General features: G+C 72.9%; 17 protein-coding genes. 11 read left to right on the top strand and 6 right to left on the bottom strand.

Annotation, left to right across the window (positions count from 1 at the left end; genetic code table 11):
• Positions 1 to 222: 222 nt before the first annotated feature.
• Entirely contained in the window at positions 223 to 1,227 is a 1,005-nt protein-coding gene (gene xynA, locus ACFFHU_RS15195) for an endo-1,4-beta-xylanase XynA (RefSeq protein WP_377339305.1), read from the top strand.
• A gap of 299 nt (positions 1,228 to 1,526) precedes the next feature.
• Positions 1,527 to 2,108, top strand: coding sequence for a hypothetical protein (locus ACFFHU_RS15190; protein ID WP_377339304.1), 582 nt, complete (start codon positions 1,527 to 1,529; stop codon positions 2,106 to 2,108).
• On the opposite strand, the gene ACFFHU_RS15185 is transcribed toward ACFFHU_RS15190, so the two are convergent.
• Together ACFFHU_RS15185 and ACFFHU_RS15180 are read right to left on the bottom strand one after the other, a co-directional pair.
• Entirely contained in the window at positions 2,101 to 3,579 is a 1,479-nt protein-coding gene (locus ACFFHU_RS15185; RefSeq protein WP_377339303.1) for a flavin-containing monooxygenase, read from the bottom strand. The two genes, ACFFHU_RS15190 and ACFFHU_RS15185, sit on opposite strands and share 8 nt — an antisense overlap.
• Before the next feature lie 116 nt (positions 3,580 to 3,695).
• Positions 3,696 to 4,370, bottom strand: a complete 675-nt coding sequence (locus ACFFHU_RS15180; protein WP_377339300.1) for an alpha/beta fold hydrolase — start codon at positions 4,368 to 4,370, stop codon at positions 3,696 to 3,698.
• A gap of 93 nt (positions 4,371 to 4,463) precedes the next feature.
• Between ACFFHU_RS15180 and ACFFHU_RS15175 the strand changes: the two genes are divergently transcribed.
• Positions 4,464 to 5,141: a winged helix-turn-helix transcriptional regulator gene (locus ACFFHU_RS15175; protein ID WP_377339298.1), complete on the top strand. Its 678-nt coding sequence runs from the start codon at positions 4,464 to 4,466 to the stop codon at positions 5,139 to 5,141.
• 18 nt (positions 5,142 to 5,159) lie between these two features.
• Here the strand turns inward: ACFFHU_RS15175 and ACFFHU_RS15170 are convergent, their stop codons facing one another.
• Together ACFFHU_RS15170 and ACFFHU_RS15165 are read right to left on the bottom strand one after the other, a co-directional pair.
• Positions 5,160 to 5,639, bottom strand: coding sequence for a cupin domain-containing protein (locus tag ACFFHU_RS15170; RefSeq protein ID WP_377339296.1), 480 nt, complete (start codon positions 5,637 to 5,639; stop codon positions 5,160 to 5,162).
• 76 nt (positions 5,640 to 5,715) lie between these two features.
• The gene (locus tag ACFFHU_RS15165; RefSeq protein ID WP_377339294.1) at positions 5,716 to 6,858 is read right to left on the bottom strand and encodes an FAD-dependent monooxygenase; all 1,143 of its coding nucleotides are present in this window, start codon (positions 6,856 to 6,858) and stop codon (positions 5,716 to 5,718) included.
• A 68-nt stretch (positions 6,859 to 6,926) separates the two neighbouring features.
• On the opposite strand from ACFFHU_RS15165, the gene ACFFHU_RS15160 reads away from it, so the two are divergent.
• A complete protein-coding gene (locus ACFFHU_RS15160) occupies positions 6,927 to 7,568 on the top strand; it encodes a TetR/AcrR family transcriptional regulator (protein WP_377339293.1) in 642 nt (213 codons plus the stop codon).
• Between the two features lie 162 nt (positions 7,569 to 7,730).
• Here ACFFHU_RS15160 and ACFFHU_RS15155 read toward each other — a convergent pair whose 3' ends face one another.
• A complete protein-coding gene (locus ACFFHU_RS15155) occupies positions 7,731 to 8,294 on the bottom strand; it encodes a hypothetical protein (protein ID WP_377339291.1) in 564 nt (187 codons plus the stop codon).
• Positions 8,295 to 8,358: 64 nt separating this feature from the next.
• Here ACFFHU_RS15155 and ACFFHU_RS15150 point away from each other — a divergent pair, with 64 nt between their 5' ends.
• From ACFFHU_RS15150 to ACFFHU_RS15120, 7 genes are all read left to right on the top strand, one after another.
• Entirely contained in the window at positions 8,359 to 10,464 is a 2,106-nt protein-coding gene (locus tag ACFFHU_RS15150; RefSeq protein ID WP_377339289.1) for a M4 family metallopeptidase, read from the top strand.
• Between the two features lie 205 nt (positions 10,465 to 10,669).
• A complete protein-coding gene (locus tag ACFFHU_RS15145) occupies positions 10,670 to 11,749 on the top strand; it encodes a LacI family DNA-binding transcriptional regulator (RefSeq protein WP_377339287.1) in 1,080 nt (359 codons plus the stop codon).
• Entirely contained in the window at positions 11,746 to 13,035 is a 1,290-nt protein-coding gene (locus tag ACFFHU_RS15140) for an extracellular solute-binding protein (RefSeq protein WP_377339285.1), read from the top strand. The genes ACFFHU_RS15145 and ACFFHU_RS15140 overlap by 4 nt, the downstream gene beginning before the upstream one ends.
• Positions 13,036 to 13,047: 12 nt before the next feature.
• Positions 13,048 to 13,965, top strand: coding sequence for a carbohydrate ABC transporter permease (locus ACFFHU_RS15135; protein ID WP_377339282.1), 918 nt, complete (start codon positions 13,048 to 13,050; stop codon positions 13,963 to 13,965).
• Between the two features lie 5 nt (positions 13,966 to 13,970).
• Complete coding sequence (locus ACFFHU_RS15130; protein WP_377339280.1) at positions 13,971 to 14,879, top strand: carbohydrate ABC transporter permease; 909 nt, start codon at positions 13,971 to 13,973, stop codon at positions 14,877 to 14,879.
• A 2-nt stretch (positions 14,880 to 14,881) separates the two neighbouring features.
• Positions 14,882 to 15,973, top strand: coding sequence for a glycoside hydrolase family 130 protein (locus ACFFHU_RS15125; RefSeq protein ID WP_377339279.1), 1,092 nt, complete (start codon positions 14,882 to 14,884; stop codon positions 15,971 to 15,973).
• Positions 15,970 to 18,129 carry a hypothetical protein gene (locus ACFFHU_RS15120; protein WP_377339276.1) on the top strand — a complete coding sequence of 720 codons (2,160 nt, stop codon included), beginning with the start codon at positions 15,970 to 15,972 and terminating at the stop codon, positions 18,127 to 18,129. The genes ACFFHU_RS15125 and ACFFHU_RS15120 overlap by 4 nt, the downstream gene beginning before the upstream one ends.
• A gap of 646 nt (positions 18,130 to 18,775) precedes the next feature.
• On the opposite strand, the gene ACFFHU_RS15115 is transcribed toward ACFFHU_RS15120, so the two are convergent.
• A complete protein-coding gene (locus ACFFHU_RS15115) occupies positions 18,776 to 20,035 on the bottom strand; it encodes an erythromycin esterase family protein (protein ID WP_377339274.1) in 1,260 nt (419 codons plus the stop codon).
• Positions 20,036 to 20,048: the final 13 nt, after the last annotated feature.

The following is a 20,048-nucleotide window of genomic DNA, read 5'->3' as shown; positions in this document are numbered from 1 at the left end:
GCAACTTTCGACGCCGATGATCGTTCCGCTGCTGACGCGGCGATCATAGAGCGCGCCCGATCTGACGATTCGGCCTCGAAACATTTCCGAAACTTGTTGTCAACCGGATCCGGCCGATCGATACTGGCGAAACAATTCGACTCTCGTCGATCGGGTCACCGGCCAGCGGCCAGCGGCCGGCGGCGGGGACCCGACCATCCCCGAACGAGGAGCGCGCATGCCATGAACGACAAACCCAGCACCCGTCGTGCCGCCCGCCGCCGGCTGCTGCTCGCCGGCGCCTGTGCCGTGGCCCTGGTCGCGGCCGCGCTGGCGTTGCCCGGCACCGCCAGCGCGGACACGACCGTCACGACAAACCAGACCGGCACCAACAACGGCTACTTCTTCTCCTTCTGGAAGGACAGCGGCAACGTCTCCATGACGATGGGCGCCGGAGGGCAATACAGCACCTCCTGGAGCAACGTCAACAACTTCGTCGCCGGCAAGGGTTGGAGCACCGGTGGTCGCCGGACGGTGAACTACTCGGGCAGCTTCAACCCGTCCGGCAACGCCTACCTGTCGCTGTACGGGTGGACCCGCAACCCGCTGGTCGAGTACTACATCGTCGACAACTGGGGCAGCTACCGGCCCACCGGCACCTACAAGGGCACGGTCAGCAGCGACGGCGGCACCTACGACATTTATGAGACCACCCGCTACAACGCCCCCTCCATCGATGGCAACCAGACGTTCAACCAGTACTGGAGCGTCCGGCAGTCCAAGAAGACCGGCGGCACGATCACCACGGGCAACCACTTCGACGCCTGGGCCCGGTACGGGATGAACCTGGGCAACCACGCGTACCAGATCCTCGCCACCGAGGGCTACCAGAGCAGCGGAAACTCGAACATCACCATCGGCGACTCCGGCGGCAACCCGACCCCGCCGCCGCCCACCGGCTCGACGCCGCCGCCCAACAACGGCGGTTGCACGGCGAGCCTCTCCGCGGGCCAGCAGTGGAGCGACCGGTACAACCTGAACGTCTCGGTCTCCGGCTCCAACAACTGGACCGTGACCATGAACGTCCCGTCCCCCGCGAAGATCATCGCCACCTGGAACATCAGCGCCAGCTACCCCAGCGCCCAGGTGCTGACCGCCCGCCCGAACGGGAGCGGCAACAACTGGGGAGTGACCATTCAGCACAACGGCAACTACACCTGGCCGACGGTCTCCTGCAGCGCCAGCTGACGCGGATCTTGGACGGAAACCGTTAGGCACCAACGGTTTCCGTCCAAGATTTCCGATGGCGCCGGCCGGGGAGTGGCGGCACGCCCGCCGCCGTACGCCGGTGGTGCTCGGGCGGGCTCGCGACAGGGCTGCGTCACACACCCGATTCAAAAAGGGGACCCCATACCCCCCCGGGGTAGGTTAGGCTGCCGTGGACGGATGCAGATACCCCTACCCCGTACCCGCACCGTGCGGGATTCACGGCCCGGGCATGACAAATGGCCCGGGATCGGTGGGGCTCACCCCCGGAGGCTGTTCACATGACCCCACCGCCCGCCCGCCGCTGGCCCGCCGCCCGCCCTTTCCTCCGGCACTACGCCGAGATGCTGATCGCCATGTTCGCCGGGATGCTACTGCTCGCTCCTCTGTGGACACTGCTGGCCGACCGGCTCGGCTGGCGTGACACGTTCGACCGGAACGACCTGTCCGCCCTGGTGATGGCGACAACCATGAGCATTGGCATGGCCGCCTGGATGCTGTTCCGCCGGCACACCCTGGTGAGCGTCGCGCAGATGTCGGCCTCGATGTACGTCCCGTTCCTCGCGCTCTTCCCGCTGCTCTGGACCGGCGTGATCGACGGCGGCACCCTGATGCTGGCCGGTCACGTGCTCATGCTGCCGTGCATGGCCGGCGCGATGCTGCTGCGCCCGGAGGAGTACGCGGGGCACCACCACCGGCACGCGACGGCCAGCCCCACCCCGAGCGAGCCGATGCCGGCCGGTCCCGCGCCGGCTGGGCCTGCGACACCATCGGCCGAGCCGGCGATGGCGCCGGCCGGGCTTGCGACGGCGCTGGCCGAGCCCGCGCCGGCCCCCACGGGCGCGGCGCCGGCGGTCAGCTGACCATGACCGCGGGTCGGCCCGCCCGGTCGAAGCGGACGCCGGCGTCCCGGACCGGGCGGTGCCGCATCATCAGCAGATCCCGGGGATAGTTCTGGTGCAGCCGCCAGGGCGCGGCCGGGCCCTGCTTGGGCAGCTGGTCGACGCTGCGCAGCACGTACCCGGCCTTGAGGTCGATGATCGGATCCAGCTCGTCGGTGTCCGGCGCGATCGGGGTGACGATCTGCTCGTCCCGCTCGGCCAGCTCGGTGAGCAGCCGGCAGACGTACCGGGCCACCAGGTCGGCCTTGAGCGTCCAGGAGGCGTTGGTGTAGCCGATGGTCAGGGCGAAGTTTGGCACGCCGGACAGCATCATGCCCTTGTACGCCACCGTCTCGCCCAGCCGGACCGGCACGCCGTCGACGGTGAGCGTCATGCCGCCCAGCGCCTGCACGTTCAGGCCGGTGGCGGTGACCACGAGGTCGGCCGGCAGCTCCGCTCCGGAGGCCAGCCGGACGCCCCGCTCGGTGAACGAGACGATGGTGTCGGTGACCACGTCGGCCCGGCCGGACCGGATGGCGGCGAACAGATCGCCGTCCGGCACCACGCAGAGCCGCTGGTCCCAGGGGTTGTACCGGGGCGCGAAGTGGGTGTCCACGGCGTACCCGGGCGGGAGCTGGCTGCGGGCGGCCCGGCGCAGCAGCGTCTTGACCAGGCCCGGCGCTCGCCGGCTGAGCTGGAAGTTGGCCGTGTACCGCAGGATGTTCTTCCACCGCACGATGCCGTACGCGAGTCCCGGCGGGAGCCGGCGCCGCAGCGTCTCGGCCAGCCGGTCGCGGGACGGCAGCGCCACCACGTACGTCGGGGAGCGCTGCAACATCGTCACGTGCGCGGCCGTGTCGGCCAGCGCGGGGACCAGGGTGACCGCCGTGGCGCCACTGCCGACCACCACCACCCGCTGCCCGGCGTGGTCCAGCTCCGCGGGCCAGTGCTGTGGATGCACCACCCGGCCGCGATACTCCGCGAGGCCTGGCAGCTCAGGCGTGTAGCCGGCGTCGTAGCGGTAGTAGCCCGCGCAGTTGAACAGGAACGAGCAGGTCAGCTCGATGGTCTCGGCCGTGTCGGCGCGCTCCGCCGTGACGGTCCACCGGGCGGTCTCGCTGGACCAGCTCGCCGCCACGATCCGGTGGTGAAACCGGATCAGCCGGTCCACGCCATACTCCCGAGCGGTGTCCCGGACGTACTCCCGGATCGAGGCGCCGTCGGCGATCGCCTTCGGATCCCGCCACGGCCGGAACGAATAGCCGAGGGTGAACATGTCGGAATCGGAACGCACGCCCGGATAGCGGAACAGATCCCAGGTGCCGCCGATGGCGCCGCGCCACTCCAGCACGGCCACGGTCCGGTCCGGGCAGGCGATCCGCAGGTGGCAGGCGGCGCCGACGCCGGAGAGGCCGGCACCCACGATGACCACGTCCACATGCTCCGACGCCACGCCACGCCCCCTTCGCCGGACCCGCCCGGGTCCGCTCCCCGACGCTATCCGGCCGCCGGCCACTCGGCTACCGCCCGGTAATGGAGATCGAGCACCGCCCATGCGGCTGGTCGGCGTCAGGTCAGGAAGCTCACCAGCCGGTCGGCCAGCTCGCGCGGGTGGCTGAGCGCGGCCAGATGGCCGCCGGGCAGTTCCTCGGGTTCGATGCCCAGCCGCTCCCGGGCCACCCGGCGCTGGAAGTCGGCCGGGAAGAACCGGTCGTCGCGGCCCACCAGGATCCGCGTCGGCACGTCCGGCCAGGCGACCAGGGGCCAGGGCTTCTGGAACGGGGTGCCCGACTGCGGTGGCTCGTACCGCATCGCCTCGGCCGTCACCTCCGGCGGGACGTCATGGAAGAAGTAGACCAGCGGGTCGAAGTCGACGGGGCGACCGGCCGCCTCCGCCGATTCGCGTAGCGCCCGTTCCTGGCCGGTGTTCTCCCACCACTGACCGCCCGGCTCTCCGGGCCGCGGGACCATGGCATTGAGCAGGACGAGCAACCGTACGGGCCGGTGCTCGCAGATCAGTGGCGCGGTGAGCCCGCCCATCGACTGGCCGACGACCACCAGGTCGGTCCGGTCCCCCACGGCACGCAGGACCGTGTCCACGTACTCGTCCAGGCCGGCCGAGTCGTCGCCGGCCGGCAGCTCCACCGGCACCGCGTCGTGCCCGCGATCCGCCAGCTCCGGCACCAGCCGGTGCCAGTACCAGGCGGCCCCACCGGCCCCAGGAATGAGTACGAACGTCGCCACGATGACCTCCGGGTCAGTCCTAAATTAGGAGTGACGGGAACCTAACATAGGACCAGCTGGTTGCGGTACGGGAGCGACCGGTACTCTCCGGTCATGGCAGGCCGACGGCAGTACGACGACCCGTGCGGCCTGGCCCGCGCGCTTGACGTGGTGGGCGAGCGCTGGGCGCTGTTGGTGGTCCGCGAGCTGATCTTCGGGCCCAAGCGCTTCACCGACCTGCACCGCGGCCTCCCCACCGCCAGCCAGAACGTGCTCGCTCAGCGGCTGCGCGAGCTGACCGAAGCCGGAGTGGTCCGTCGCCGGAGGTTGGGACCGCCGGCCAGCAGCTGGGGATACGAGCTGACCGAGCATGGGCACGCGCTGGAACCCGCGCTGCGCCAGCTCGCGGGTTGGGGCGCCGGGTTACCGCTCCGGTCGGCCGCCGACCTCAGCGTCGACGCGCTGGCGCTGGCGCTGCGAACGACCTTTGATCCGGCGCAGGCCGATGACCTGCACGGAACCGTCCAACTGCGACTCGGACCCGACCGGTTCCTGGCCGAGATCCGGGATGCGGCGCTGCACCTCGACCGCGCGGAGGGTCGCGCGGACGCCACGGTCAGCGCAGAGCCGTCCACGCTGCGCGCGATCGTCTTCGGCGGTCGGTCGTCGGCCGCGGCCGAGGGCGCCGGCGACCTGGCGATCGAGGGCGACCGCGAGCTGGTGGCACGCTTCCTGCGGCTCTTTGGCCGACCGGAGCCGGCGATGGGCGACCGGTCGCGGGCCGAAGCCTAGAGCCCAGCGGGCCGAAGCCTAGAGCCAGAACGTGTCGTGCTTGAGGAAGAACTCCGTGCGCTCCTCCTCGGTCCGGTCCGCCAGCCCGATCAACCCCTCGAAGTAACCCTCCCGGGGCGCCCCCGGGGCGAAGTGCAGCAGCATGCTGGCCGGCTCGCCCGACTCGTTGCGGAAGGCATGCGCCCCGCCCTCCGGCACGTGCACGAAGTCGCCCGGCCGGGTGTCGATCCACCGGCTGCCGTCGTAGATCCGGACGGAGCCGGCCAGGATGAAGAACGACTCCGAGATCGACCGGTGGAAGTGCGGGGCCGGTCCGCTCGGCTCCGGGCCCATCTCCCAGCGGTAAAGCCCGAACTGGCCGTTGGTGCTGGCCCCGGTCGCCAGGTAGTGCGCGGTGTTGCCGGTGGGATAGACCAGCTCCGGCGGCGTCCCGGCCGGTCGGTAGGTGGCGGTCTGCTCGCCCAGGTTGCCCTGGTAACGCGGCGGCGGATAGGTCATGCGGCGGCCCCCTCGGTCGGCAGTCGAACCCGATGACCGTACGAGAACCGGGTGACGTTTTTCGGCCGGCGGCTCCTCAGGCCGGCGGCCGCCAGTCGGCGTACCGGGCCATGGACCGCAGCGCCACCGTGGCGGGGGTGAGCCGGATCAGCGCGTTCCGCAGGGCCACGCCGGCCGGGTTCGCCAGTTGCTGCCCGACCCGCGCCGCCCGCAGCGACGCCGCCACCACCTCCTGGGTACGCGGGCGCCGCTGCCGGTCGTACCCGATGAGCGCGGTCGGCACGTCGGCCTCGCGGGACAGCGCGGCCCCGAGCACGACGGCATCCTCGATGGCCTGGTTGGCGCCCTGGCCCAAATGCGGGGTCATGGCGTGCGCCGCGTCGCCGAGCAGCACCACCCGATCGCGCACGTAGGTGGGCAGCGGCGGATCGAGATAGTAGAGGTCGTCCCGGAGCACCGCCGCCGGCGGCGTGGCGGCCAGCAGCGCCGGGATCGGGTCATGCCAGCCGCCGAACCGGGCCCGGGCGGCCGCGAGCTCGTCCTCGGCACGCTCCCCCGCGGGCGCGTTGAAGGCGCCGTACCAGTACATCTGGTCGGCGCCGATCGGCACCGTGCCGAACTCGGTGCCCGGACCCCAGGTCACGGCCACCGGCAGCGGATCCGGCCAGGGGATCACCGCGCGCCAGGTGGTCGAGCCGGAGTAGCGCGGAACGGTGGCCGGCCACAGCCGGGACCGGACCACGCTGCGGATGCCGTCGGCGGCGACGATCAGATCGGCCCGCGTGCTGCCGGTGGTCCCGCCCGAGGAGTGGTCCACCCGGCCCGCCGGGTCCACGTCCAGCACGGTGACGCCGGTCCGCAGCGCCGAGGCCGGCAGCGCGCCGCGGAGGATGCCGTGCAGGGTTGCCCGGTGCAGGCCCACGGCCGTGGTGCCGAGCGCGCGGTCCAGGTCGCCGCCGTCCACCCGGGACAGCCAGCGACCGTCCGGCCGGCGCAGCCCCGCGGGCGCGGTCCGCTGCCCGCCGCCCCGCACCGCGTCCCCGAGCCCGAGCGCGGCCAGCCCGCGCAGGCCGTTGGCCAGCAGGCTGAGCCCGGCGCCCACCTCGCGCAGCTCCGGCGCCCGCTCGAAGACCTGGACGTCCCAGCCGGCCCGGCGCAGCGCCAGGGCCGCGCTGAGCCCACCGATGCCACCGCCGACCACCACCGCGGATCCGGACACGATCTCCCCCGTTTCTACAGCTGTAGAAGTCATACTACAGCCGTAGAAGAATCACCGGAAGGACCCGCATGGCTGGACGATCCGAACGGGTGGCCCTGCTGGCCGACGCCGCCATCGCGCTGCTGGCCGAGCACGGGGCAAGGGGGCTCACCCATCGGGCCGTCGACGCCCGCGCCGGGCTGCCGCTCGGCACCACCTCGGCGTACCTGCGCACCCGCCGGGCGTTGCTCGAGGCGGTGATCCGCCGGCTGGTCGAGCTGGACCTGGCCGACCTCGCCGAACGCCAGCTCCCGACGGGTGAGCTGGCGCGTCCGACCACCCCGCTCGGCCCCGCAGACCTGGACGCGCTGGCCCACGCCACCGGCGCCGTGCTGGACCATTGGCTCAGCGTCGGGCGGGACCGGACCCTGGCCCGGTACGCCTGCCTGCTGGAGGCCAGCTATGCCCCGGAGCTGCGGCCCGTCCTGTCGTTCGGCATCCGCCTCCGGACGGAGGCCCGGGAACTCCTGGCCCGGGCCGGGGCACCGGATCCGGACCGCCGCGGCGCCCAGTTGGTGGCCTTCGTGGACGGGCTGCTCTTCGACCGCCTCGTCGGATCCGGCTCGCTCTCCGCGCCGCCACCGGGTAGCGCGGAGAGCCGGGCCGACCTCACCGACGCGGTGCGCACGCTGCTGCACGCGATGCTGACCCCGACCGCGCCCGGCGGCTAGATCCGCGGCCGGGCGCCGCCGAGCGCCGCCGAGCGCCGCCGAGCGCCGCCGAGCGCCGCTGGGCGCCGCTGGGCGCGGCCCGGCGCGGCCCGGCGCCGCCGGGCGTTAACAGGGGGCCCTTCCTATACCGAATGCGATAACAAGGGGCCCTTCCTTCGCGGGTCAGCCGGTGGCGGCGCCGACCAGGTCGACGACCTTGGCCGCCAGGGGCGGCCGGTCGGCCCCGGGCAGGCAGTCGGAATAGACGATCCGCGTCGCGCCGGCGGCCACCGTCCACTGGTACGCGTCGGCGCAGCCCTGCCGGTCGTGCACGCCGGACTCGGCCGCCAGCCGCGGGTCGTTCAGCAGCGTCAGCAGCGAGGTCCGCTGCGCGGCGGTCAACCGGCCGGACGGGCGGGACCCCGAGCCGTCCCTCGTCCAGCTGCCGTCGGCGCGTACCGAGATGGTCTCGGTACGCCCGGCGAAGCCGCCGCTGCGGGTGATCGTCACCGGGATGGCCTTGGCCGACGGGTTCGGCCGGGCCCGGGTCGGGGGCGGATCGGCCGGGCGGGCCGTGATCGGCGAGGCCGACGGGGCGATCTGGCCCGTCGGCTGCGCCACCACGGTGGGAGACGCGGGCGAGACGGCGACCGGCGGCTCGGTGGACCGGTCGGCCCCGCTCGGTCCACAACCCGACAGCAGCACCGGCAGCAGTGACAGGACGCCGAGCGCGCTCGTTCTCTTCATACCCCGTGGGACGCCGGCGGGCGGCCGGCGGTTCCATCGGCCGCGGAAAATGCCGGGAGGGCACGTGCACAGATCCCTCGCCGTCGCCAGCGCCCTCGTGCTCACGAGCGGTGTCCTGGCCGGCGTCACCCCCGCCGCCTCAGCGGCCCCCACCACACCCCCACCCGCCCCGTCCGCCGTCGCCCGGGCCGCCACCCGGCTGGCCGCCACCCTGCTGGCCGGCAACCGCGGCGCGGTCCGGGGCACCGCAGCCGAGTCGTACCAGGTGTACCACGCCGAGATCGACCCGACGGGCGCGGCGCACGTCCGGTACACGCGGACCTACCACGGCCTCCGCGTGTACGGGGGCGACTTCGTCGTGCACACCACCCCCGCCGGCGACTACGCGGGGGTCTCGTCCGGCCTGGCCGCCCCGCTGAGGCTGAGCACCACGGCCCGGGTCGGCGCGGCCGCGGCCCGGCGGACCGCGCGGACGCACTTCGCCGGCCGGCTCACCTCGGTCGGCGCGCCCCGGCTCTTCGTCGACGCCTCCTCGGGTCGGGGCCGGCTGGCCTGGGAAACGGTGGCCACGGGCTGGGCGAAGGACGGCCAGACGCCGTCCCGGCTGCACGTGATCAGCGACGCCCGCACCGGGGCGTTCATCGGAGCGCACGACGAGATCGAGACGGTCGCCGGCACCGGGACCGGGATCTTCACCGGCACGGTGCGCATCGACACCACCCGGAACGGCGCCGGCTACGCGATGGTGGACCCGTCGCACGGCAACGGCTACACCTGCGATCTCAACAACGGCACGTCGAGCTGCGCCACGTTCACCGACGCCGACAACGTCTGGGGCAACGGCAGCAACTCCAGCCGACAGTCGGCCGGGGTGGACGCGTACTTCGGCGCGGCCAAGACGTTCGACTACTTCAAGAACGTGCACGGCCGGGCCGGCATCTTCGGCAACGGCGCCGGGGTGCCCAGCCGGGTGCACTACGGCGACAACTACGTGAACGCCTTCTGGGACGGCTCCCAGATGACGTACGGCGACGGCATGGGGAACGCCAAGCCGCTGGTCGAGCTGGACGTGGCCGGCCATGAGATGAGCCACGGCGTGACCGACAACGTGGTGCCCGGTGGCCTGAGCTACTCGGGCGAGGCAGGCGGCCTGAACGAGGCCACCAGCGACATCTTCGGCACCATGGTCGAGTTCTACGCCAACGCCCCGGCCGACCCGGGTGACTACACCATCGGCGAGAAGATCGACATCAATGGCAACGGAAGCCCGCTGCGGTACATGTACAACCCGTCCCTGGACGGCGCGTCCGACTCGTGCTGGTCCCCCAGCACCAGGTACCACGACGTGCACTACTCCTCCGGCGTCGGCAACCACTTCTTCTTCGACCTGGCCGAGGGCACCGGCGCCACGGCGTACGGCACCTCGCCGGTCTGCGGGTCGGCGCCGGCCGTCACCGGCATCGGCCGGGTCAAGGCCGAGAAGATCTGGTTCCGGGCGCTCGACGCGTACTTCACCTCCACCACGTCGTACGTCGACGCCGGCAACCCGGCCAACACCGCGCGGGCCTACAGCCTACGGGCGGCCGCCGACCTGTACGGAAGCTGCGGCACCGAGTACCGGGCCGTGCAGGCCGCGTGGACCGCGGTGAACGTGGCCGGCAGCGACGCGCCGTGCGGCTCGACCGGCGGCGCCTGCGCCAGCCCGGGCCAGCAGCTGGGCAACCCCGGCTTCGAGTCCGGCACCTCGCCGTGGACCGGCACCACCGGCGACATCGGCTCGTACGCCGGCCAGACGGCACACTCCGGCACCCGGTTCGGCTGGCTGAACGGCTACGGCTACAGCAGCAGCGAATACCTCCAGCAGCAGGTCAGGCTGCCCAACGGCTGCTCGTCGTACACCCTGCGCTTCTGGCTGCACATCGACACCGCGGAAACCACCTCGAGCGTCGCGTACGACACGCTGAAGGTCCAGGTGCTCGGCTCGGGCGGCTCGGTGCTGGCCACCCTGGCCACGTACTCGAACCTGAACGCGGCCGGCGGCTACCAGCAGCGGTCCTTCTCGCTGTCGGCGTACGCGGGCCAGACGATCAGCGTGCGGTTCCTGGGCACCGAGGATGTCTCCCTGCAGACCTCCTTCGTCCTCGACGACACGGCCGTCAACGTTTCCTGATCGGTCCTCGACCGGCGGCCGGCGGTCGCCCCACCCCGGGCACCGCCGGCCGGTCCGGCGCGGCGGCTTTCCGCCTGCCATGTCCGGCATGTCGACCGATGGCTCCGCGGCCGGGGCCGACGAATTGTTTCCCCCTGTTGACAGGGATGTGGCGGGCCGGTAAACCGGTTTAGGTGTCGCTGCTAAACCGGTTTATGAGGTCGCGATGACCGGCCGCCGGCCCACCATCGCCGACGTCGCCCGCCAGGTCGGCGTGTCCAAGGGCGCCGTGTCGTTCGCGCTGAACGGTCGGCCCGGGGTGGCCGCCGAGACCCGCAGCCGGATCCTGGCCGCGGCCGCCGAGCTGGGCTGGCAGCCCAGCCAGCGGGCCCGGTCGTTGTCGGTGTCCCGGGCCTTCTCGCTGGGCTTCATCGTGGCGCGCGACCCGGCCCTGCTCGGCTCCGACCCGTTCTTCCCGGCCTTCATCGCCGGCCTGGAGTCGACGCTGTCCCGCCAGGGCCAGGTGCTGGTCCTCCAGGTGGTGACCAGCCCGGACGACGAGGTGGCCGGCTACCGCCGGCTCGCCGCCGAGTCCCGGGTGGACGGTTTCGTCCTCTCCGACCTGCGGCACGCCGACCCGCGGATCGCGCTCGTCCAGGAGCTCGGGCTGCCGGCCGTCACCCTCAACCGGCCCGACATCCCCGCCCCGTTCCCCGCGCTGTGCCTGCACGACACCCCGGGCGTGACCGAGGCGGTGCGCCACCTCGCCGGCCTCGGGCACACCCGGATCGCCCACGTGGCCGGACCGGACGCGCTGCTGCACGGCCGGCGCCGGCGGGTGGCGTTCCTCGAGGAGCTGGACCGGCTCGGCCTGCCGCCCGGGCCGGTCGAGATCGCCGACTTCACCGCCGCCGGCGGCACCTCGGCCACCCGGCGCCTGCTGGACCGCGCCGACCCGCCCACCGCGATCGTCTACGCGAACGACCTGATGGCCATCGCCGGGATGACCGCGGCCCGCCAGGCCGGACTGCGGATCCCGGAGGACCTCTCGATCACCGGGTACGACGACACCGAGCTGGCGGCCTTCGTCCATCCCGCGCTCACCACCGTGCGGGCCGACCCGTTCCGCTGGGGCGAGCTGGCCGCCGACACCCTGCTGGCGCTCATCGACGGGCGGCAGCCGGCGGAGACGGAGCTGCCCGACGCCCAGCTGGTCCTCCGCGACTCCACCGCGCCCCCTGGCCGGCCACCGACCTCCCCCGCACCACCGCACCCCCGTCCCCCAGTGAAGGAAGCGCAGTCATGAGACACCGCATCATCCCCCTCCTCCTGGCCACCGCCCTGGCCGCCACCGCCGCCGGCTGCGGGGGCAACAACGGCCCGTCGGCCTCCGACGCGGCCAAGGCCACCGGCCCGATCAGCATCTGGTACTCGAACAACCCGGACGAGGTCGCCTGGGGCAAGCAGATGGTCGAGGCGTGGAACGCCGCGCACGCCGACCAGAAGATCACCGCGCAGGAGATCCCGACCGGCAAGAGCTCCGAGGAGGTCATCGGCGCGGCCATCACCGCCGGCAACGAGCCGTGCCTGATCTTCAACACCGCGCCGGCGGCCGTGCCGGGCTTCCAGAAGCAGGGCGGTCTGGTCCCGCTGGACACCTTCGGCGACGCCACCTCGTACCTCGAGCAGCGCAGCGGCCAGCTGGCCGCGCAGTACAAGTCGCCCGACGGCAAGTACTACCAGCTGCCCTGGAAGTCCAACCCGGTGCAGATCTTCTACAACAAGAAGATCTTCGCGAAGGCCGGCCTGGACACCGCGAAGCCGCCGCTGGCCACGTACGACCAGTTCCTCGCCACCGCCGCCCAGGTGAAGCAGCGCGGCGGCGCCCAGTTCGCCATCTGGCCGGCGCCGAGCAGCGAGTTCTTCCAGTCCTGGTTCGACTTCTACCCGCTGTTCGCCGCGGCCAGCGGCGGCAAGCAGCTCGTCGAGCAGGGCAAGTCGCAGTTCGCCTCGGACGCCGGCTTCCAGGTCGCCGACTTCTGGTCGAAGGTCTACAGCCAGGGGCTGGCCTCCAAGGAGACCTACCAGGGTGACTCGTTCGCCGAGGGCAAGGCCGCGATGGCCATCGTCGGCCCGTGGGCAATCGCGTCGTACAAGGGCAAGGTGGACTGGGGCGTGGCCCCGGTGCCGACCCCGACCGGCACCCCGGCCGACCAGGTGCACACCTTCTCCGACGCCAAGAACGTGGCCATGTACGCCTCCTGCAAGAACCGGGGTACGGCCTGGGAGGTGCTGAAGTTCGCCACCAGCAAGGAGCAGGACGGCAAGCTGCTGGAGAGCACCGGGCAGATGCCGCTGCGCGCCGACCTGAAGACCGCCTACCCGGACTACTTCGCCAAGAACCCGGCGTACGCCAGCTTCGCCGACGCCGCGCAGCGCACGGTGGAGGTGCCGAACGTGGCCAACTCGGTGGAGATCTGGCAGACGTTCCGCGACGCGTACAGCAAGTCCGTGATCTTCGGCAAGGCCGACGCCCGGTCCAGCCTCACCGACGCGGCCACGAAGATCGACGACCTGGCCAAGAAGTCCTAGGCAGCGATCGAGATGACCGCCTCGGTGGCGTCGTCACCGCGTCGCGGTCGGTTGGCGGCCCTGTTGCTGGGCCGCCAACCGATCGGCGGGGCGTTCGTGACGCCGTACGTGATCTTCCTGATCGCGGTGTTCGCGTATCCCCTGGGCTACGCCGTCTGGATGTCCTTCCACGACTTCTTCTTCACCGCGCCCGGCGTGCCGGTCGACCACCCGTTCGTCGGGCTCGACAACTACCGCGCCGTGCTCACCGACCCGGCCGTGCTGCGGGCCTTCCGCAACGTGCTGGTGTTCCTGGTGATCAACGTCCCGCTGACCGTGGTGCTCTCGTTGGTGCTGGCCACCGCGCTCAACCGGGCGGTCCGCTGGCGGCTGTTCTTCCGGGTCGGCTACTACGTGCCGTACGTGACCGCCAGCGTCGCGGTGGTCGGGGTCTGGCTGTTCCTGTTCAACGCGGGCGGCCTGGTCAACCACCTGCTCGGCCCGCTCGCCCCGGACCCGAGCTGGCTGGTCAACTCCGCCCTGGCCATGCCCACCATCGCGCTGTTCGTGACCTGGAAGCAGCTCGGCTACTTCATCCTGCTCTACCTGGCCGCCCTGCAGAACGTCCCCAACGAGCTGTACGAGTCGGCCGCGGTGGACGGCGCCAGCCGGTGGCGGCAGTTCCTGTCCGTCACCGTTCCGGGGGTACGGCCGGCCACCACGCTGGTGGCCATCCTGGCCATCGTCACCGGCGCCAACCTGTTCACCGAGCCGTACCTGCTCACCGCCGGCGGCGGCCCGGACGGCGCCTCCACCTCGCCCGTGCTGCTCATGGTGCAGCGCGGCATCCAGCAGGGGCAGCCGGACGTGGCGTCCGCGATCGGCGTGCTGCTGGTGATCGGGGTGCTGATCATCGCCCTACTCAGCCGACGCGTCCTGGATCGGAGCTGATCCCCATGGTGTCGATCGCGGACAAGCCGGCCCGGGCCACCGCCACGGAGCCGGCCGGGCAACGGACCGGCGCCGGCCGCCGGCCCGGGCTCGGCGGAGTCCTCCGGTTCGCCGCGCTGCTGCTGGGCGCGCTGGCGTTCCTCTTTCCCTTCTACTACATGCTGATCGGCAGCCTGCAGTCCAAGGCCGACAGCACGCTGGGCGGCGCCGTGCCGCGGCCCGGCAACCTGACCACGCACAACTACAGCCAGATCAACGCGGCCATCCACCTCGGCCGGTCGCTGGTGAACTCCGGCATCTTCACCGGCGGCGTGCTGGCCGGCACCGTGGTCTTCGGGGTGCTCGCCGGCTACGCGCTGGCGCTGCTGGAGTTCCGCGGCCGGGGCGCGGTGTTCGGCCTGGTGCTGCTGGTCCAGGTGATCCCGTTCCAGCTGCTCACCGTCCCGCTGTACGTGCTGATCGTCCGCGACTACGGGCTGGCCGACACCTACCTCGGGATGATCCTGCCGTTCGCCATCAACTCCACGGCGGTCTTCGTGTTCCGGCAGTACTTCCGGCAACTCCCCCGGGAGCTGTTCGAGGCGGCCCGGATCGACGGCGCCGGCGAGCTGGCCGTGCTCTGGCGGGTGGCGCTGCCGCTGGTCCGGCCGGCCCTGGTGACGGCGGTGCTGATGACGTTCATCGGGCCGTGGAACGAGTTCCTCTGGCCGTTCCTGGTCACCAAGCAGGCGGACATGCAGCCGCTCGCGGTGTCCCTGTCCAACTACATGACCACCGTGGCGGCCCGGGCGGACAACCCGTTCGGCTCGATCCTGGCCGGGGCGTGCGTGCTGGCCAGCCCCGCGGTGGTGCTGTTCGTGCTGTTCCAACGCTATTTCGTGAACACCGACATCGGATCGGGTGTGAAGGGTTGATGGTGACCTCTCCGACCATTCAGGCAGTGCCCTACCGGCTCACCCGGGTCGGGGTGGTGATGCGCCCCGACCCGGACGAGCCGCTGGAGGCAGAGGGCGTGCTCAACCCGGCCAGCGGCCGGGGGCCGGACGGCCGGCTCTATCTGCTGCCCCGGCTGGTGTCCGACGGCAACGTGTCCCGGGTCGGGCTGGCCGAGGTGCTCACCGAGGCGGACGTGCCGGTCGGGGTGCGCCGCCGGGGCGTCGTGCTCGCCCCCGACGAGGGCTGGGAGCGCGGCAAGGCCAACGCCGGGGTGGAGGACCCGCGCACCACCTGGATCCCGCGCCTGGGCCTGCACGTGATGACGTACGTGGCGTACGGGCCGCTCGGCCCGCGGCTGGCGCTGGCCGTCTCCACCGACCTCGAACGCTGGCGCCGGCTCGGCCCGGCACACTTCCGCTACCAACCGGACCTGGACACCGACCTGAACCTGTACCCCAACAAGGACGCGGTGTTCTTCCCCGAGCCGGTGCCCGGACCGGACGGCGAGCCGGCCATCGCGATGCTGCACCGGCCGATGTGGGACCTCGGCTGGATCCGGCCCGGCGAGGGCAGCCACCTGCCCGCCGGGGTCACCGACGAGCGCGCCGGCATCTGGGTCTCGTTCGTGCCGCTGGCCGAGGTGGAGCGGGACATCACAGCGCTGGTCGAGCTGCGCGGGCACGCGCAGGTGGCGCTGCCCGCGTACGAGTTCGAGGAGCTGAAGATCGGCGCGGGCCCGCCGCCGGTCCGGGTGCCGGAGGGATGGCTGCTGCTGCACCACGGCGTCCGCGGCCACATCCCGACCGGCGGCTGGGATCCGCGGGCGCAGCGGGTCAGCTACACGGCCGGGGCCATGCTGCTCGACCCCGAGGATGTCACCCGGGTGCTGGCCCGCACCCCGGAGCCGCTGCTGCGGCCGGAGACCGGCGAGGAGACCAGCGGCGTGGTGGACAACGTCGTCTTCCCCACCGCCATCGAGGAGATCGCCGGCCAGCGCTACGTCTTCTATGGCATGGCCGACGCCCGGATCGGCGTGGCCCGGCTGGACCGCGTCTCGGAGGGACAAGCATGAGCGTACGTCGTAGGACCCTGCTGGCCGGCGGCGCGGCGCTGCCGGCCGTCACCCTGGCGAGCGCCGCCCTGCCGGGCACGGCCCTCGCCGCCGGCGCCACCGCCGACCCGGCTCCCGCCGCCAACCCGGCCACCGCCTCCCGGCGCCGTAGGCCGCTGACCAACCTGGCCCACCTGGACTTCCTGGGCGCGGGCGTCAGGCCGGCCCGGGTGCCCGGTCACGACACCTACCGGCTGGCCGCCGAGCCCGAGGTCGGGGTGCTGTGGACGTACGCGGACCGCCAGCCGGACGGAAGCTACCGGCGGGTCGGCGGCGGCACGTACGACCCGGCCACCGGCTACTACGGGCAGGGCGCGTACAACGCCGACGACATCGCCCGGGCCGCCGTCGTCTACCTGCGACACTGGCAGCAGACCGGCGCGGCCACCAGCCGGCGGTCGGCCCGCCAACTGCTGCGCGGGCTGGCGTTCCTGCAGACCACCACCGGCCCGCACGCCGGGAACGTGGTGCTGTGGATGCAGTACGACGGCACGCTGAACCCGAGCGCGGACCCCGTCGAGCAGCCCGACCCGTCCGACTCGGGGCCCTCGTTCTGGCTGGCCCGGGCCATCTGGGCGCTCGGCGAGGGGCAGGCCGCGTTCCGCCGGGACGACCCGGACTTCGCGGGCTTCCTGCGCGAGCGGCTGGACCTGGCGATCGCCGCCGTCCGGCGCGAGGTGCTGAACCGGTACGGCCAGTGGGATGTCGCGGACGGCCACCGGGTGCCCGGATGGCTGATCGTGGGCGGCGCCGACGCCACCGGCGAGGCGATCCTCGGGCTGGCCGCGTACGTCCGCAGTGGCGCGCCCGCGGCCGCCCGGACCGCGCTCGCACAGCTCGCCGAGGGGGTGGCCGCGATGGCCGCCGGCGAACCGGACCGGTGGCCGTACGGCGCGGTCCTGCCGACGGTGACCTCCCGGTCCATCTGGCACGCCTGGGGCGCCCAGATGCCCACGGCGCTCGCCGCGGCCGCGACCGCGCTGCACCGCCCGGGCCTGCTCGGCCCGGCCGTGTCGGACACCGCCGGTCTCACCCCGGAGCTGCTCACCACCTCCGGCTGCGACAACGGCTGGCTGCCCACGCCGGTGGACCGCACCCAGATCGCGTACGGGGTGGACGCCCGGCTGCGGTCGCTGCTCGCCGTGGCCGACGCCACCGGACACGCCGGGTTGACCCGCCTGGCCGCACTCACCGCCGCCTGGTATTTCGGCGGCAATCACGGCCGGGCACAGCCGGAGCCGGGGTTGGGCGGAGGCGAGCACGGCCCCAACCCCACCGCCGGCACGCCGATGTACGACCCGGCGACCGGGCGCACCTTCGACGGGCTCGCCGGGGACGGCACCGTCAACCGCAACTCCGGCGCCGAGTCCACCATCCACGGGCTGCTCTCGATGCTGGCCCTGGACGCCACGCCGGCGGTGGCCGCCGTCGCCACCCGGTTGACCGCCGTGGCCGACCGCGAGGGGCTCCGGGTGATCGAGGCCGAGGCGGGCGCCCCGACCGGCCCGGCCGAGGTGGTGCGGCCCGATTCGGCCTGGACGGGCGAGTCGCAGTACAGCGGTGGCGCGTACCTGGCGCTCGGCGACGGCGGCGGCGCCAGCTGGTCGCTGCCCGACCCGGGTCAGCCGCTGCTGGTCTCCCCGGTGGTCGACCTGGTCCCCGACCGGCACGCCGGGCGGACGGTCTGGCGGGCCGGCTCGGCGGGCCACGGCGGATCCGCTGGCCGGATCGACCACGGCACCGCCGGGGCGCCCGGCGTCACCCCCGTGCCCGGCGCGCTGCTGCCGGTGCCGCTGTCCGGCCCGGTCCCGGCCGGCGCCACCCTGACGGTCCGGGCCGAGGGGGTCGGCGGGGATCCGCTCCGGATCGACGCGCTGCTGGTCCGGGCCGTGGTGGCCCGGCTGGTGCTCGGTGGCGCGGGCACCGGCGCGGCGCTGCTGCACAACGGGACCGCGGCCGAGCGGTCGGTCACGGTCGCGTTGCCGGGTCGCGGCTCGGCGCGGGTCGAGGTCTTCGACCGGTACGGCCGGGCCGCCGGCCGGGTCCGCCACGCCGGCGGGCCGAGCATCCGGGTCACCCTGCCTGGGTACGGGTTCGCGGTGGTGACCCGGGCCTGACGGGACGGCTCGGAGCCGTCCCGGGGCGGACGGGACGGCTCCGAGCCGGTGGGATGCCGCCGAGGCCAACCCCGCACCCGCCGACGCCGTTCCGGCACCCCGGCGGCGCCTCAGCCCCGGTCGGCCGGCCGGCGCCTCTCGACGTCGTCACTACTCATTGTGGCCGTCGGCCTAGGTTACTATCGGTAATCCTCATCGTCGGCTGGGCACCAACCAGGATTGTCCTTTGCTCTGCTGACCTCCACGCACCACCGGCTTGAGCTGCACGTTCCCGGCGATGGTTTGCGGTGATCCGCAGGCCACCGATGACTTTGGGTGTCTGGTGCGCGGAAGGCAGCAGAGCAAAGGATGGAGAGGATTCCTCCCAAGGGCCCCATTCAATCACCGAGGGTGACACCTTGGTGATCTCGCAGGGCCGACCAGGCGTTGGGAGGGTCGCGACGCCCGCGCGGGCGTGCCGGTCGCGGATGGCGGGCCATCCCAGCATGCGGTCGGCGACCGGCCACCACCGCGGACCGGCACGCTCGGCCATCGAGGACCGGCGCGGTCCATCGCCACCGTCGAAGACCGAGGCGGATCGGCGCACGGCGGGCGGGCGGGTCGGCGCACAGCGGGCGGGCGGGTCGGCGCACGGCGGGCGGGCGGGTCAGACGCCCGACGGGTAGGTCTCCAGCTCGCCGGAGCGCGCGATCGCGGCCAGCGGGTGCAGCGCGGTGGTCCGGTCGCACCACAGGAACGCGTCGTACCGCTCGGCCAGCCGGCTCGGCACGTAGTTGCCCCACGCCTCGAACGAGGGGTCGTACACCACCCCGATGGCCCGGTGGTCGACCGGCTCGGCCAGCCGGCCCGCGCCGCGGTCCGCCTCGTCGAAGACCATCAGCGCCCGCTCGGGCAGCCGCTCGTGCATCCACTGTTCGATCGAGCCGGCCCGGGCCGGCGGCACGGTCATGACCTCTGCCGGCGCGCCCCAGCTCGGCGCCGCGATCACCGTGCCGGTCCAGGTGCCGAAGCCGACCAGCACGACCGCGTCGGCACCGTGCCGCTCCCGGGCGAGCTGCCCCACGTTGAGCATGCCGGCGTCGGCCATGTCGGTGGCCCGGGCGTCGCCCACGTGCGTGTTGTGCGCCCACACCACCGCCCGGGCGTCCGGGCCGTACCGGTCCAGCAGCCGGTCCAGGGTGTCGGCCATGTGGGTGTCACGGACGTTCCAGGAGTGCGAGCCGCCGCCCACCATGGCGTGGTAATACTGCTCGGCCCGGGCCACCACCTCGGCGTTCTGCCAGGCCGAGAACCGGTCGGCGCCGTCATGCAGGGCCCGCTCCCGCATCCCGGCCAGCAGCCGGACCACCTCGTCCGCACAGCGGGCGTCGACGAAGCTGCTGGCCGAGGCGTACTCCTCGATCCGCTTGCCGTACGGCTCGAAGCAGCGGTACGCCGCCTCCGCGGCCGGCAGCGCGGCCGGGTCCTCCGCGCGCAGGTAATCCAGGATGACCTGCATCGACTCCCACAGGCTGTACACGTCCAGGCCGTGGAAGCCGGCCCGCTCGGCCGCCGGCCGGTCCAGGTTCCACGCTCGCAGCCACCGCCCGAACCGGGCCACCTCGGCGTTCGCCCACATCCAGGTGGGCCAGCGCTCGAACCGGGCCAGCGCCACCTGCGGGTCCGGCTCCCCGCCCGGCGCCCCGGTCAGCGAGGCGTGCAGCCGGTCGCAATCCGGCCAGTCGCCCTCCACCGCCACGAAGGAGAAGCCTCGCTCCGCGATCAACCGCCGGGTCAGCTGCTCGCGGAGCCGGTAGAAGTCGTACGTCCCGTGGCTCGCCTCACCGATCAGCACGACCCGGGCCGCGCCCACGCGCTCCAACAGCGGGTCGAAGTCACCCGGTCCCCCGAGCCGGCGCTCCAGCATGACCGCCGGCTAC

The organism is Plantactinospora siamensis (assembly GCF_042434095.1).
In the GTDB taxonomy this organism is placed as follows: Bacteria; Actinomycetota; Actinomycetes; order Mycobacteriales; family Micromonosporaceae; genus KBS50.
The sequence above is the reverse complement of the archived record's forward strand: the minus strand, read 5'-3'. Positions and strand labels throughout refer to the sequence as shown.

What these genes read in the sequence shown, in the direction of transcription:
- xynA (WP_377339305.1), top strand. Translation starts at nt 223, where the DNA reads ATGAACGACAAACCCAGCACCCGTCGTGCCGCCCGCCGCCGGCTGCTG.
- ACFFHU_RS15190 (WP_377339304.1), top strand. Translation starts at nt 1,527, where the DNA reads ATGACCCCACCGCCCGCCCGCCGCTGGCCCGCCGCCCGCCCTTTCCTC.
- ACFFHU_RS15175 (WP_377339298.1), top strand. Translation starts at nt 4,464, where the DNA reads ATGGCAGGCCGACGGCAGTACGACGACCCGTGCGGCCTGGCCCGCGCG.
- ACFFHU_RS15170 (WP_377339296.1), bottom strand. Translation starts at nt 5,639, where the DNA reads ATGACCTATCCGCCGCCGCGTTACCAGGGCAACCTGGGCGAGCAGACC.
- ACFFHU_RS15160 (WP_377339293.1), top strand. Translation starts at nt 6,927, where the DNA reads ATGGCTGGACGATCCGAACGGGTGGCCCTGCTGGCCGACGCCGCCATC.
- ACFFHU_RS15155 (WP_377339291.1), bottom strand. Translation starts at nt 8,294, where the DNA reads ATGAAGAGAACGAGCGCGCTCGGCGTCCTGTCACTGCTGCCGGTGCTG.
- ACFFHU_RS15145 (WP_377339287.1), top strand. Translation starts at nt 10,670, where the DNA reads ATGACCGGCCGCCGGCCCACCATCGCCGACGTCGCCCGCCAGGTCGGC.
- ACFFHU_RS15140 (WP_377339285.1), top strand. Translation starts at nt 11,746, where the DNA reads ATGAGACACCGCATCATCCCCCTCCTCCTGGCCACCGCCCTGGCCGCC.
- ACFFHU_RS15135 (WP_377339282.1), top strand. Translation starts at nt 13,048, where the DNA reads ATGACCGCCTCGGTGGCGTCGTCACCGCGTCGCGGTCGGTTGGCGGCC.
- ACFFHU_RS15130 (WP_377339280.1), top strand. Translation starts at nt 13,971, where the DNA reads ATGGTGTCGATCGCGGACAAGCCGGCCCGGGCCACCGCCACGGAGCCG.
- ACFFHU_RS15120 (WP_377339276.1), top strand. Translation starts at nt 15,970, where the DNA reads ATGAGCGTACGTCGTAGGACCCTGCTGGCCGGCGGCGCGGCGCTGCCG.
- ACFFHU_RS15115 (WP_377339274.1), bottom strand. Translation starts at nt 20,035, where the DNA reads ATGCTGGAGCGCCGGCTCGGGGGACCGGGTGACTTCGACCCGCTGTTG.